The 13,155-nt window shown below is 40.1% G+C and carries 14 protein-coding genes and 1 other annotated feature; of the genes, 6 read left to right on the top strand and 8 right to left on the bottom strand.

Features of this window, described 5'->3' with window-relative positions:
* Positions 1–10 precede the first annotated feature (10 nt).
* A complete protein-coding gene (locus E2491_RS09185; protein ID WP_134375200.1) occupies positions 11–400 on the bottom strand; it encodes a UPF0738 family protein in 390 nt (129 codons plus the stop codon).
* A gap of 124 nt (positions 401–524) precedes the next feature.
* Between E2491_RS09185 and E2491_RS09190 the strand changes: the two genes are divergently transcribed.
* From E2491_RS09190 to E2491_RS09215, 5 genes are all read left to right on the top strand, one after another.
* Complete coding sequence (locus tag E2491_RS09190) at positions 525–1,112, top strand: CYTH domain-containing protein (RefSeq protein WP_134375202.1); 588 nt, start codon at positions 525–527, stop codon at positions 1,110–1,112.
* Positions 1,113–1,164: 52 nt separating this feature from the next.
* Positions 1,165–1,806, top strand: coding sequence for a lytic transglycosylase domain-containing protein (locus E2491_RS09195; RefSeq protein WP_134375204.1), 642 nt, complete (start codon positions 1,165–1,167; stop codon positions 1,804–1,806).
* A 527-nt stretch (positions 1,807–2,333) separates the two neighbouring features.
* Positions 2,334–2,735 carry a globin domain-containing protein gene (locus E2491_RS09200; protein WP_134375206.1) on the top strand — a complete coding sequence of 134 codons (402 nt, stop codon included), beginning with the start codon at positions 2,334–2,336 and terminating at the stop codon, positions 2,733–2,735.
* Positions 2,732–3,592 carry a ClpXP adapter SpxH family protein gene (locus E2491_RS09205; RefSeq protein ID WP_134375208.1) on the top strand — a complete coding sequence of 287 codons (861 nt, stop codon included), beginning with the start codon at positions 2,732–2,734 and terminating at the stop codon, positions 3,590–3,592. Before E2491_RS09200 ends, E2491_RS09205 begins: the two co-directional genes overlap by 4 nt.
* Positions 3,593–3,881: 289 nt before the next feature.
* Positions 3,882–4,076, top strand: a complete 195-nt coding sequence (locus tag E2491_RS09215) for a hypothetical protein (protein ID WP_134375210.1) — start codon at positions 3,882–3,884, stop codon at positions 4,074–4,076.
* A gap of 78 nt (positions 4,077–4,154) precedes the next feature.
* Here E2491_RS09215 and pepF read toward each other — a convergent pair whose 3' ends face one another.
* From pepF to E2491_RS09245, 6 genes are all read right to left on the bottom strand, one after another.
* Complete coding sequence (pepF, locus tag E2491_RS09220) at positions 4,155–5,969, bottom strand: oligoendopeptidase F (RefSeq protein ID WP_134375212.1); 1,815 nt, start codon at positions 5,967–5,969, stop codon at positions 4,155–4,157.
* 66 nt (positions 5,970–6,035) lie between these two features.
* On the bottom strand, positions 6,036–7,244 hold the full coding sequence (locus E2491_RS09225; protein WP_134375214.1) for a competence protein CoiA: 1,209 nt from the start codon (positions 7,242–7,244) through the stop codon (positions 6,036–6,038).
* Positions 7,245–7,310: 66 nt separating this feature from the next.
* Positions 7,311–7,967 (bottom strand): adaptor protein MecA, encoded by a 657-nt coding sequence (gene mecA, locus E2491_RS09230; protein ID WP_134375216.1) that lies wholly within the window; start codon positions 7,965–7,967, stop codon positions 7,311–7,313.
* Positions 7,968–8,365: 398 nt separating this feature from the next.
* Positions 8,366–8,761: a transcriptional regulator SpxA gene (spxA, locus tag E2491_RS09235; protein WP_134375218.1), complete on the bottom strand. Its 396-nt coding sequence runs from the start codon at positions 8,759–8,761 to the stop codon at positions 8,366–8,368.
* A gap of 276 nt (positions 8,762–9,037) precedes the next feature.
* Entirely contained in the window at positions 9,038–9,610 is a 573-nt protein-coding gene (locus tag E2491_RS09240) for a GNAT family N-acetyltransferase (RefSeq protein WP_134375220.1), read from the bottom strand.
* Positions 9,611–9,804: 194 nt separating this feature from the next.
* The gene (locus E2491_RS09245) at positions 9,805–11,007 is read right to left on the bottom strand and encodes a putative glycoside hydrolase (RefSeq protein ID WP_244093925.1); all 1,203 of its coding nucleotides are present in this window, start codon (positions 11,005–11,007) and stop codon (positions 9,805–9,807) included.
* Between the two features lie 239 nt (positions 11,008–11,246).
* Positions 11,247–11,465 (top strand) — a binding site (T-box leader).
* A 54-nt stretch (positions 11,466–11,519) separates the two neighbouring features.
* On the opposite strand from E2491_RS09245, the gene trpS reads away from it, so the two are divergent.
* A complete protein-coding gene (gene trpS, locus E2491_RS09250) occupies positions 11,520–12,512 on the top strand; it encodes a tryptophan--tRNA ligase (RefSeq protein ID WP_134375222.1) in 993 nt (330 codons plus the stop codon).
* A gap of 20 nt (positions 12,513–12,532) precedes the next feature.
* On the opposite strand, the gene E2491_RS17860 is transcribed toward trpS, so the two are convergent.
* A complete protein-coding gene (locus tag E2491_RS17860) occupies positions 12,533–12,739 on the bottom strand; it encodes a YuzI family membrane protein (protein WP_483299881.1) in 207 nt (68 codons plus the stop codon).
* Between the last annotated feature and the right edge of the window lie 416 nt (positions 12,740–13,155).

Genomic DNA, 13,155 nt, shown 5'->3' on the forward strand with positions numbered 1-13,155 from the left:
TGCTGCAGAATTATTCCTCTGTCTTCTTTTCAAGAAAAATATGCTCAACCTGTTTGACCATTTCTTCTCCATAATTACTGTTACCCTCAATATTGGAAATTAAATACTCAATTTCTTCCTCAAGGTCCGTTAAAAGAAGCTTCTGTCCTTCAAGAGAGACGTATACCGGATGAACACCGAGGGAACGTTTAAGATCTGTCCATAAAAAATCGGGGATGTATAGATATGTATAATGAGCTGAATTTTCTTCATCAGCCAGATAAACAAAGGCTCTTTCATCTGAATCAACGATCATTTTCCCTGCCGGAGAAAGTACGCCAAACGTATCGTTGGATTCTCCTGTTAATGTACATTCATTTTCTTTTAATTCAAGGCTGTTAAGCCATACTTTTTTTATCATAATGACATGACCCCTTCCCGCTTTTTTATTTTAGCACAGCCGGCTCAAGGTTTTCATCCCGGCATTGCAGTTTCTCATAAAACCATCCATAATTGAAGATATCATGTAAAGGGAGCGCATAACAATGTCACAAGAACTTGAAATTGAATTTAAGAACCTCCTGACAGAAGATGAATATAAGCGTTTGATGGATGAATACGGACATACGTCCCCCGTCAGCCAGGTTAATCACTATTTTGATACCCCTCTATTCCATCTGAAGGAATCCGGGGCTGCTCTCAGAATCAGAAAAAAAGGAAAAAAAACAGTGCTCACTTTAAAACAACCTGTTGAAGAAGGGATTCTTGAAACTCATCAGGTGATTACATCACTTGATGCAGAGGACATGATGAACGGCGGCGGACTGAAACGCGGAGAAATTTCAGATCTGCTTGAGCTCCTCAACATCCCTGTCAGTGACATTATTCACTTCGGAAGCCTGACAACAGAACGGGTGGAAACGGAATATGAAGGTGGTCTTCTCGTGCTTGACCACAGCTTTTATTTAAACAAAGAAGATTTTGAACTCGAATATGAAGTGAGTAACAAACAGGACGGAGAAACAAAATTCATGTCGTTACTATCTTCCTATGAAATTCCTGTCCGTGAAACCGATAGTAAGATAAAGAGATTTTATAAGGAAAAAGTTCGCCTTATTCAATCAGGACGATAATCCACAATGACGACAGGAACACACTGTCTTCTGAAGGAGATGCAATCATAATATGGACATTCAATCCCTTAATAAAATGCTTCAGCTCCAGGCTATGCAAACACTTGGATCTCAACAGTCATCCCAATCGGACACCATGGATTTTGGTCTAGGTTCCTTCAGCCAGCTGCTCCAGCAGGCTGATCTGAATCCGAACATGCTTGGTTCCGTAGCTGGGCTTCTTGAACAAAAGGAGTCTCTCCTGCCTCTAATCAATCAGTCTGCCTTATTGCAGCCGCCAGCACCAGAGAAATCTGTAAGCGAGATGCCTAAAGCCGGTAATTCAATAGACAGGATTATTTCAGAAGCCTCAGCACGCTACGGTGTCCCTGAAAAACTGGTCAGAGCTGTCATCAAACATGAATCCAACTTCAACCCGGCCGCTGTCAGCCATGCAGGTGCTTCAGGCTTAATGCAATTAATGCCCGGAACAGCCAAATGGCTAGGTGTAAAAAATATCTTTGACCCGCAGGAAAACGTCACAGGCGGCGTTAAATATCTGCGCGACATGCTGAACCGCTACAACCAGGACCCAAAACTTGCCCTGGCCGCCTACAACGCAGGACCAGGAAACGTCGACAAATACAATGGCATCCCGCCATTCAAAGAAACCACCAACTATGTAAGAAAAGTAATGGACTCATACCTGGCATAATTCACATTCAAGTAAAATCACAAACAAATATCAAAAAACCTTGCCAAACATGCAGCAAGGTTTTTTGATTTCATAACTGTACAATTAAAAGCCTGCTGTCTTCTACAAAGGGCTGGTGTCAACCGTAGGCTACTTTGGCAAAAAAAATTATGGGCAAGGACACCACCAAAAGTATATTCACAATAAAAAAATATCTTTTTTTCTTTATTAAGGAACTTTTTTTATCTCCTTAGTAAGACGGTTAACTACAATTCTAGGGGCGGTGTCATCCGTAGACTCCTATGGCGGAAAGGGTCAGGTGAAACCGAATGTGCGAAGCACAGGCGGGTTCACCGCCCGGCCATGGAAAGCGAAGGATGACACCGGTCCGATTCTTCTGCTTATAATAAGCATCAACTACTCCAAAAACTTCTTATACATATACACCTGTCTGATTCTCCCAAAGCGAGTTATTTGAGAAAACAATCCCTGGTTGCTACAATATACATACAATCGACAAGAAATCGAGCGTAAAGGGGTTATGTATCATGGCTGAACAGACAGAAACACCATACGAGATGATCGGGGAAGCCAAGCTGACTGAGCTTGTACATGCTTTTTACGAAAAAGTCGGGAACCATCCGCTACTTATACCTATTTTCCCGGATGATCTGACAGAAACCATTCGAAAACAAAAACAATTTCTGACTCAATATTTAGGCGGACCAGCCTATTACACAGAAGAGCACGGACATCCAATGCTGAGAGCAAGACATCTGCCACATGAAATTACGCCGGAACGTGCGAAAGCCTGGCTCACCTGTATGGATGAAGCCATGACTGAAACAGGTGTTGAAGGAGAATTCAGAGACTTTCTATTCTCCAGGCTTACGTTAACAGCCAACCATATGGTGAATACGTTTCCAGCTGATGAGGGTGATTTGGATTGACTGCAAAAAAATGGACTGAGGCCAATTGGTATACCCAGGACCAAAAGCCACTGGAAATCTATCTATTCACGGATCCGCTCTGTTCTAAATGCTGGGCATTGGAACCGAAACTGAAAAAGCTGATGATCGAATACGAACCGTATATCCGGATCAAATATATTTTAAGCAGCGACCTCTCCACTCTAAATTGCTGCACAGCGAAAAAGAGAAAAGAATTAGCAAATGTATGGAAAGCAACAGCAGAGCATTCTGATATGCCATGTGACGGCTCTTTATGGATCGAAAATCCTGTAGAGTCTCCATTTATCGCCTCTATTGCCGTTAAGGCAGCAGAACTTCAAGGAAAAAAAGCAGGCAGCCGCTTTCTCAGAGCGATTCAGGAACAACTGTTTATGGAAAAGCAGAACATCTCAAAATTTGACGTTCTCATACAGTGTGCTGAAAAAGCGCAGCTGGACACAGAGGAATTTATACATGATATCAATTCTGCAACGGCTTCCAAAGCCTTTCAGTGCGATGTCAAAATAGCCGGTGAAATGGACGTTGAAAGTACACCGACACTTGTATTCTTCAATGAAAATATTGAGGATGAGGGAATTAAAGTAGACGGTCTGTATCCTTACGAGATTTATGCGCAAATTGTGGAAGAAATGCTTGAAAGAAAAGTGGAGAAAAAAGAACTCCCTTCAATTGAGGAATTCATTAAACGCTACCGGCTCGCATCAACTCCTGAGGTTGCTGAAGTCTATGGACTCACAACCGCGGAAGCTGAAAAATCATTAAAGAAGCTGATGTTCAAAAACAAAATAGAAAAAATCGATGCACAACAGGGAACATTTTGGCGTTATCTTTATTAATCTAATGAAAAGCTGGATCAGATCTTCATGGAGATCTGATCCAGCTTTTTTGAATGATTCATGGATATAAATATTAGCTTTAAAAAGCGAAAAGCCTTCATCAGCAGATGAAGGCTTTTCATTACGAACAAAGGGGATGGGAGAAATTTTTCACGGTCAAACAAAGGGGTATATGTTTGCATGTGATCAATTTCACACGTCTAGCTTATCATGTATTTACAAGTGTGACAAGTCATTTGGCTGAATAAATTTGTTTTTGGATACATACATTCAAATGGGAGGAAATGCGATGAAATGGATTCGATTGATTATGTGTATTTTCGTCATCCCGGCGGCTTTTATCTTTCATCTTCTTGCGCTGCTTGAGATCTACAGTGTTTTTCTCTCATCACTATTTCTCTTTTTATCCATTCTGTTTTTCATCTGGACGTTTCACTACAGTAAGACGTTTAATCGTTCAGGTTTATTTTCAAGGAGGCACTGAGCAGAAGATGATGTAAGTCAGGGCATAAAAAAAGAAGCCGGCCTCAGCCGGCTTCTTTTGTTCACAAAAGAAAGTGATTTAAGACAATAGCTCTTCCATTTCCTTCAGCTTTTCTTCAAATACTTTACATGCAGCTTCAATCGGTTCTGCCGTTGTCATGTCTACGCCCGCTTTCTTCAATACTTCGATTGGATAATCAGAGCTGCCGGCCTTAAGGAATTCGTTGATATACTGCTCTACTGCAGGCTGTCCCTCCTGCAGAATTTTTTTGCTCAATGCTGTTGCAGCACTGTAGCCTGTCGCATATTGATAAACATAATAGTTATAGTAGAAGTGTGGAATTCTCGCCCATTCCAGTCCGATTTCCTCGTCTACAATCACATCTTCACCAAAATACTTTTTATTCAGCTGGTAGTATTCTTCAGTGAGTGATTCAGCTGTAAGTGCTTCACCATTTTGAGCCTTTTGGTGAATAATATGCTCGAATTCAGCGAACATCGTCTGGCGGAAAACCGTCCCTCTAAATCCTTCAAGGAAATGGTTTAAAATATATAAGCGCTTCTTCTCATCGGTGATTGTATTTAACAGATAATCATTCAACAGCGCTTCATTACAAGTTGAGGCAACCTCAGCAACGAAAATCGAATAACCGCTGTCATGATACGGCTGATTTTTTCTTGAATAATAGCTGTGCACACTGTGTCCAAATTCATGAGCCAGTGTGAAGAGATTATTCACATTATCCTGCCAATTCATAAGAATATAAGGGTTTGTTCCAAAAGCGCCAGATGAATATGCACCGCTGCGTTTGCCTTTGTTTTCTTCGACATCCACCCAACGGTTTTCAAGCCCTTCGTTCACAATTGCCTGGTATTCCTCTCCGAGCGGTTTGAGACCTTCAACCATCATTTGTTTTGCCTCTTCATAAGGGACTTTCATGTCTACATCCTTCACAAGCGGCGTATACAGATCGTACATATGAAGTTCGTTCAAACCAAGCACCTTTTTACGCAGCTTCACATAGCGATGCAGCAGTGGAAGGTTTTTATTTACAGTATTAACAAGGTTCTCATACACGTCCTCAGGAATACTATTGACAGATAACGCAGCGTGACGGGCAGAATCGTAGTTACGTACCCTCGCAGAGAAATTGTCTTTTTTCACCTGACCTCCAAGTGTCGATGCAAACGTGTTGCGATACTTTCCATACGTGTCATACACAGCTTTAAACGCATCTCTTCTGACACGCGGGTCACTGCTTTCAAGAAAATTCACAAAGCGGCCATGTGTAACTTCGACCTCTTCACCTTTTTCATTTTTAATCGTTGGAAATGTCAAATCTGCATTGTTCAGTGTACCGAACGTGTTTGAAGACGCATTCAGAACCTCTGAAGCTTCTGCAAGCAGACCTTCCATTTCGGCTGATAACACGTGCGGACGCTGTGCATTGATCACTTCAATGGAATGCTTGTATGACTGCAGCTCTTCCTTCTCTTCAATAAACTGATTAATTTTTTCTTCCTCGATCGAAAGAATTTCCGGTACTAAAAAGGCAAATGAACTGCTTACCTGTGATACCAGATTTTTAGCACGGTCATCCATCCCCTGATAGAACGAGTTGGTTGTGTCCTGATCAAATCGCATATGAGAATATGTATAAAGTCTTTCAAGTCTTTGCATGATCTGACTTTGGAAATCCAGCGCCTGATAAAAAGAATCCGCATCTTTTGATAGTGTGCCTTTTAAATCATGAGCTTTTTTTGAATCTTCAAGAACAGCCTTATATTCCTCATCCCATTTTTCATCTGTGGAAAAAATAGCTTCTAAATCCCAAGTTAATTCGACGGGTACTTCACGTCGTTCCTTCAAAGTTTGTACTGCCTGTTCTGCCATTCATTTCGTCCCCCTATCATTTTCTAGAACTTTCTTTATTTTCTCTTTTTTCAATGCAACTTGCAACTATCTGGCATTATATAAGTTTATGATGTCATTCATATATTTATTCATAAAATTTTTCACTGCTTCATCCCTCTTTTCAACCGTCTCAACCTTATGTTTCATGCAATTATCGTTTATAAAATACATCTTTCCTTGTTTGGTGACCACATGACACAGCTCCATCATCTTCAGCCATTCTGATACAGATTTCACAGCATAATCAATGCTACCATTTATTTGAAGCTGTCTTGTTTCGATTATCTTCTGCTTAATTAGCTGGATAAAATGAGCAAGTAACCTCTCTTTTGTCAGTGCCTTCTCCTTCTTCATGTGCAAATATAAATAAGTCTGCCATTCACAGGAATGCGTAACGAAATATGTATTTGAACACAAAGGGAGTCCATTCCACGGAGGATTAAGCAGAATCGTTTCCTGTTCTTCATACAGTTTGCGCAGAAAATGATCTTTATGTCCCTGATTATATTTAAAGCGGCTGACAATCCACTTTTCCCGGTAAAGAATATATGAGCCGACATGATCAGTATTAAGGCTGATGGCTGTCAATGGAAACTTTGGAAAAGGAAAAGACTGATGTAGGACATGTTCAACTGTTACGATAAAGGAATGTTTTGAAATCGGGGAAATAAGATAAATGATGATAAAGATGTTTTTTTCTGATGAGTAAGAAAGAAGAAAATATTGCTTGAGGGTTTCTGAATAGCGCAGAAACTGCTGATGGAATTCTGTAAATTTAATTATCCCGCTCGCTGAAAGCTGAAGAGCCTCATAAGATAAAATCCAAACCGGGATAATGTTTAATGAATAGTAATCCTTTGACCGTTCCAACATTACCTTAGAAGAAATCGGCGAGCACTGAAATTCAATGGCATATTCCTGATCACCAGTATGAACAGCAATATCCGCTCTTCGTCCAATTTGCTGATAAACCTGTTCAACTTCAGGATTCAGTCCGATACTCTGTAACCAGAGATACAAAGACTTCTTCCCTTTCAGGTGATTATCAGTTTCACCTTCAGAAGAAGATGGACAATTCTTCCTGGAACGATGAGCAAAATGGGGGGTTTTTATTTTTCCTACCTTCAGGATAACAGGGGATCTACATGAGGAGCAGATAAAAGAGGATGTAGCGTGGATGCAATGGAGCTGTTCTCTTGAACTAAATTGAATCAGAGAAACGAGCTCATTTTTTTCGTTAAGGGCAGTCAGCATTTTTTCACCTCAAAAAAAATCTGCACAGCCTTACTGAAATCAATAAAGCCGTGCAGAAGAATATTTTTATGCGAAATACTGTTGTACGTTTTTAAATACCTGATCATTTATTACGACCTTGCCGTACTCTTCCAGACGGTGAATCGTGATTTGAGTTTCCTGTCCGTACTCAAGAAGGATGCTTGAGATATTTTCAAGATCTGCCTCGTCGAAATATTCTTCAGGGAATTCAACATACAGATAATAAATGCCTTCAAAAACAAACAATTTTGAATGGAGATCATCGTGATCAAATCGATTCGAAAGTGAAATTACGTCTTCGAAATCCTTAAATTTCAACATAATATTCATTTCCTGTTCAGCTGAAGAATCATCATCCATATCAAAATGGTCACCGAGGTAATCTTCAATCTGGTTCGTAATCGACCCTGACTGATTCTTATCATCCGGCATAGGCAGCTCGAATTTCTCTCCATCTTTCGTAACCTGAGCTTTGGTAACGAGAATCTCCAGTCCTTTTTCAAGGGCCTGAACCTGAATCCATAGCGGGCCTTCAACGGCAAAATCTTCTTCCTGATGAACTTCATCCATCATTTCCCAGAAGAGCTCTTCGCTTTTGTCCCTGTTGTACCAGATTTCTTCCCGGTCAAATCCTCTATCTTCAATATCGCCATACGAAATGTAAAACTTTACGGTATGATCGTTAATGCGTTCTATTTCCATCTTTCAACTCTCCCTTCCTATGTGTTGGATGAAGGGAATCTCCCCCCTAAGTCATAGGTGATAATACCTTCCATTACTTGTGAGAATAGGGTGATCTTTCTATACTGTTATTGTATGATAATTACTCTGCAAAGGGAAATTATAAACGTCCAAATCTTTAAATCGATTGTCACTTGAGTGTAGACTATTTAGCCGTTAATTTCAAGCATTCTGAATTCAGTGGATACGCTCGTTCCTTAACAAACAACGTTTCGTAGCAGCATTTTCAGTTATAATATTCGGGCTGTCTCAAGCTGGAACGATTAGCTCGGTACTTTTAAAAATAATTTCAAATTATAAATTATATTAATGAAAAAGACTTGTCCGGCAGAAAACAGGACAAGTCTCACTATCAAAAATTAATTAACCATTTTTTGAGCTTCAAGAAGCTGGAAAGTTCTAACTTTCCGTGGCAGGAATCGACGGATTTCATCTTCATTATATCCAACCTGAAGACGTTTCTCGTCCATAATGATCGGTCTGCGAAGCAATCCCGGGTTTGCCTGAATTAATTCAAACAGGTCTTGTAGTGGCAGAGATTCTAAATCCACATTAAGCTTTTGAAAAATCTTAGAACGCGTTGAGATGATTTCGTCAGTTCCATCCTCAGTCATTCTCAATACTTCCTTAATTTCATCAATGCTTAAAGGTTCAGAAAAGATGTTGCGCTCTGTATATGGAATCTCATGCTCTTCTAACCAGGCCTTTGCTTTCCTGCACGATGTACAGCTAGGTGAAGTGAACAAAGTTACCATGAACCATTCACACTCCCTCAATGAAAGAAATTTAAAATCTTTTTACTTCACTTAGATACCTACATTAAAATTGTTTTAACTTAGATATCTTAATTTTATTATACACAAGTGTACAATAGTTGAACAGGGGGTTAACGAAATTGTCATAAAAGTGATATAGAGCGGTTTTTAATATGTGAATTTTACATACAACTACTATTCCCGAAATACATTTTTTTAAACACATGTTTTCTAATTGAATAAATCATTCTCAATTACTGCATATGATTGAAAATGTCATATCCCTTCAAGAACATCTTTTCCATCCTGCCTGTCATTTTTCAGCACTTTTTCGACGGGTTCATATGGTTCCCCATACAATTCCTGATCTTTATAAGTGTGGATTGATTCATATGTTTTTTTCATTGATTCATAAATAACTTCCTCGGACTCCCCGTTTGGTGCCCAGTAAAGAATCTCCATTGTATTAACCTCATTAGTGGCAAGAGATCTTCTGTTATAACCGATAGAAACAGCATGCTCAAAGCCTGCCCGTTTATAAAAGCGCAGCCGTTTTTCCGTGTCCGTATCTTCGTAATCAACAGGCTCCACCTCAAGGATAATCGGCTTGCCTTTATCCTTCAGCTTTTGAATTAATTTTGCTCCAAGACCTTCTCCACGCGCTTCACTCGAAACAAACAAATAATCAATAAAAATAAATTCATCTGTTTCAACGTACATTAAAACATGCTTCGGTCCTTCATCTTTATAATAAATATCTCCCTTGTCTTTCAAGAGCGTTTCCATATGCTCACGGGATTTCATTTCTTCTACCGGGAAGTAATCTTTCAGCTTTTCATACCAGTGCATTGGCATTCTTCCTTTCAATTGAAATAAGGCGTTGGATATGAACTGTATGAGGATGTTTCGTGGGGTTGTATCTAACATCTTATTATTACCCTGAATAAATATTTCTAAACCTGACTTTTTCAAAAACATTTATAATTTCGATTAAAAAAGGCGTGACATGATACTGACCGGTATCATGTTACGCCTGACTGTCATTAAGGTAAATAATTCACTCCTTCAGAATAAGTGTTTCCTGCATTCCATAAAAGGAATTCATTAATTCCATTATCGTAAAGCGCCTCAATCTGAGCTCTTACCTCCGCTGCACCATAAACCAGATAATTGCCGGACCCAAGATAAGAGGCTGTGAAGTCCTGCAGCCATGGTCTTGAAACAGGAGGGTTTTCAAGCTCCGCAAGCTTGGCATTTTCAACCTTTGAATATTCAGCCACCAGATTATAAGGTTCCAGGTCCGGCTTTTCAATGCCGAAATAAGAAGTCCAGTGACTTGGATAGATCATGGATGAAATCACATCAACGTTTTCTGATATACGGTTGAAGTTCTGACCGATCCCAGGCGCTTCAGGCAAAGTTGCCGAATAACCGAAAATATCAACTGACACGTCTACATCATAAGGTTCAAGCTGCTCAGAAGCATACGCTACAAAGTCAGAGACAGCATCAACACGTTTTGACACATTGTCACCTTCATCATCTCCATATTCACCTGTTCCGTAGACGAGCTCATCATCCCTGTTTTCAAAACCTTCCGGGAAACGGACATAGTCAAACTGAATTTCCTGAAAGCCCATTTTCGCTGCCTCAATGGCAATGTCTACATTGTAATCCCATACCTCTTTTTCGAATGGGTTGACAAACGATTCACCACGTCCATTTGCCCACACTTCCCCATTATCCTGGAAGGACAGGTCAGGTCTCTTTTCAGCTAAAATAGAGTCTTTAAATACAACGACTCTGGCAATCGGATAAACATCATTTTCTTCAAGCGTTTCAAGTACTGCTCTCATGTCTTTTATGTAAGGCTGGCCAATATCATAATAAGGAGAACCTTCTTCAGGCATATATGTAAGATATCCGTGGTCTTCTTTTACATCAATCACCATAGCGTTTAAATCTGTTGTATTCATCAGCTCTAAAAGCGAATTGAAGCGCTCGCCTCCTGCAGAGTGACCTGTTACGTAAACCCCTCTTACCGCATCAGGATATTCAAATGATAAACCCGAGTCATAGACAAACCTTGGCATCGATTCAGGTAATGCTTTCGCTGTCAGGAACATCTCCCTGATCTGATGATCGTGTGTATGTTCTGTTTTCTCTTCTGCCTTAATGGCGGGCTGTAATATTGATACGGCCAATAATGCGCTACCGGCAGCTGCGGTTAGTTTTTTCAATGACACGACTTATCTCTCCTACTTGTCTGATTTTTATGTATGTATTAATTTTAACAATGATTCAGCCCAATTGAAACGGGTGTTGAAAGGATTTTGTTAATAATTTCGTTTTTGATACAAAACAGGCATTAAAGCATATTTTTTTCAATTCACTTTAGGTAAATAGACTAAAATCAAATTATAAAAATATAATTGAATCGAGTTGATAATTTAATTCTTCATCTATTATAATAAAAGGAAATAAAGTAACGGCAGTGATAAAGAATAGTACCTGTAAAAATGCTTAAGAGAGTCTGCGGCTGGTGAAAGCAGATGCATGGAAACAGCGAATGGACTTTTGAGCTCCGCGGTGAACCCCTTATCGGGTATTAGCCTTAGGCGCGCCTCAGCGTTATGAGGAAATGAAGTGGCAGCATGACGCTGCAATCAAGGGTGGCACCGCGGAACAACCATTCGTCCCTTCCTATTTACTTAGGTTGGGATGGATGGTTTTTTATATTGTTTAAAACAGGAGGATCATAATGAAAACAATTTTTTCAGGTATTCAGCCAAGTGGTACAATCACCCTTGGAAATTATATTGGGGCAATGAGCCAATTTGTCGATTTACAGCATGATTATAACTGTTATTTTTGCGTGGTAGATCAGCATGCGATTACCGTCCCTCAGGAGCGTTTAGAGCTAAGAAAAAACACGAAAAGTCTTGCGGCCATGTATATTGCAAGCGGACTCGATCCTGAAAAAGTGACTCTCTTTATTCAGTCAGAGGTTCCTGCACATGCTCAGGCAGGATGGATGCTCCAGTGTGTTTCCTATATTGGGGAACTCGAACGGATGACTCAGTTTAAAGATAAGTCTGACGGTAAAGAAGGTGTCTCAGCAGGCCTTCTCACGTATCCGCCATTAATGGCTGCAGATATCCTGCTTTATAAGACGGACCTTGTCCCTGTTGGTGAGGATCAAAAACAGCATCTTGAGCTGACAAGAGACCTTGCTGAACGATTCAATAAGAAGTTTAATGATATCTTTACGATTCCAGAAGTGCGTATCCCGAAAACAGGGGCCCGTATCATGTCATTACAGGACCCGCTTAAAAAGATGAGTAAATCCGACCCAAACAAAAAATCATTTATCTCCATGCTGGATGAGCCTTCACAAATCACTAAAAAGATTAAAAGTGCTGTTACTGACTCAGAAGGTATTGTGAAATTTGATAAAGAAAACAAACCCGGCGTTTCTAACCTTCTATCCATTTATTCAATTTTATCAGGTAAAGCCATCAGTGAGATTGAAGAAATGTATGAAGGGAAAGGATACGGTGACTTCAAATCTGATTTAGCAGAAGTTGTTGTCAATTGTATTAAACCGATTCAAGATCGTTACAATGAGTTAATGAACTCTGAGGAACTTGACCGTATCCTTGATAAAGGCGCAGAAAAGGCCAATGCAGAAGCTACAAGAATGCTGAAGAAAATGGAAAACGCCATGGGTCTCGGCCGCAAAAGAAAATAAACACAAAAAAAGCCTGGAATTCAGTCCGGGCTTTTTCTTTTAATCGTGGACAAATGAATCAACAATAACCCCACCGGAATAAAATACGTCTCAGTATGAGAAAACATATAAGTAACGTACTCCTCTTCCGTATATCCCGATGGAATCAAATTCAAAAAAACCGCACTATGTATCGTACCAAAGCACAACAGCCAAAAACCAGCCAAATAAACACAAACCCTTAACATCTCCCCCACCTCAATACAATCTATGCACAAGATCCAAAAATTCCCCGGGAAATTTTTTCATCTTTTAATATCAATTCAAATTGGATTTATATTTATAATATAGCAGCAAGATCTGAAAACTACTGCGGGCGAGTGAGCTGATGTTGACTTATCGAACGAGAGGACGGGAAGTTTGCTAGTCCTGCCATGGAATATTAATTAAATCTAAAATATTTTTGAAGCATTCAAAGAAGCTGGGACATCCGGAGACTCCTGCGGCAGAGAAGCGACAGGTGAGACAGATGTGCGCAGCACAGCTGGCTCACCGCGCGGCCTTGGAAAAGCGGAGGCGACTCGCACAGCCCCGACAAGCATAAGTCGAAGATGAAAAGTGGGCTGACCTTTGCCCCCGTTCATCTTTGACTTATGACCTCGAG

The organism is Jeotgalibacillus sp. R-1-5s-1 (assembly GCF_004405105.1).
Lineage (GTDB): Bacteria > Bacillota > Bacilli > Bacillales > Jeotgalibacillaceae > Jeotgalibacillus.

Excerpts from the sequence above, each read along its gene's own strand:
- E2491_RS09185 (WP_134375200.1), bottom strand. The coding sequence starts at position 400 with ATGATAAAAAAAGTATGGCTTAACAGCCTTGAATTAAAAGAAAATGAA.
- E2491_RS09190 (WP_134375202.1), top strand. The coding sequence starts at position 525 with ATGTCACAAGAACTTGAAATTGAATTTAAGAACCTCCTGACAGAAGAT.
- E2491_RS09195 (WP_134375204.1), top strand. The coding sequence starts at position 1,165 with ATGGACATTCAATCCCTTAATAAAATGCTTCAGCTCCAGGCTATGCAA.
- E2491_RS09200 (WP_134375206.1), top strand. The coding sequence starts at position 2,334 with ATGGCTGAACAGACAGAAACACCATACGAGATGATCGGGGAAGCCAAG.
- E2491_RS09215 (WP_134375210.1), top strand. The coding sequence starts at position 3,882 with ATGAAATGGATTCGATTGATTATGTGTATTTTCGTCATCCCGGCGGCT.
- pepF (WP_134375212.1), bottom strand. The coding sequence starts at position 5,969 with ATGGCAGAACAGGCAGTACAAACTTTGAAGGAACGACGTGAAGTACCC.
- E2491_RS09225 (WP_134375214.1), bottom strand. The coding sequence starts at position 7,244 with ATGCTGACTGCCCTTAACGAAAAAAATGAGCTCGTTTCTCTGATTCAA.
- mecA (WP_134375216.1), bottom strand. The coding sequence starts at position 7,967 with ATGGAAATAGAACGCATTAACGATCATACCGTAAAGTTTTACATTTCG.
- spxA (WP_134375218.1), bottom strand. The coding sequence starts at position 8,761 with ATGGTAACTTTGTTCACTTCACCTAGCTGTACATCGTGCAGGAAAGCA.
- E2491_RS09240 (WP_134375220.1), bottom strand. The coding sequence starts at position 9,610 with ATGCACTGGTATGAAAAGCTGAAAGATTACTTCCCGGTAGAAGAAATG.
- E2491_RS17860 (WP_483299881.1), bottom strand. The coding sequence starts at position 12,739 with ATGTTAAGGGTTTGTGTTTATTTGGCTGGTTTTTGGCTGTTGTGCTTT.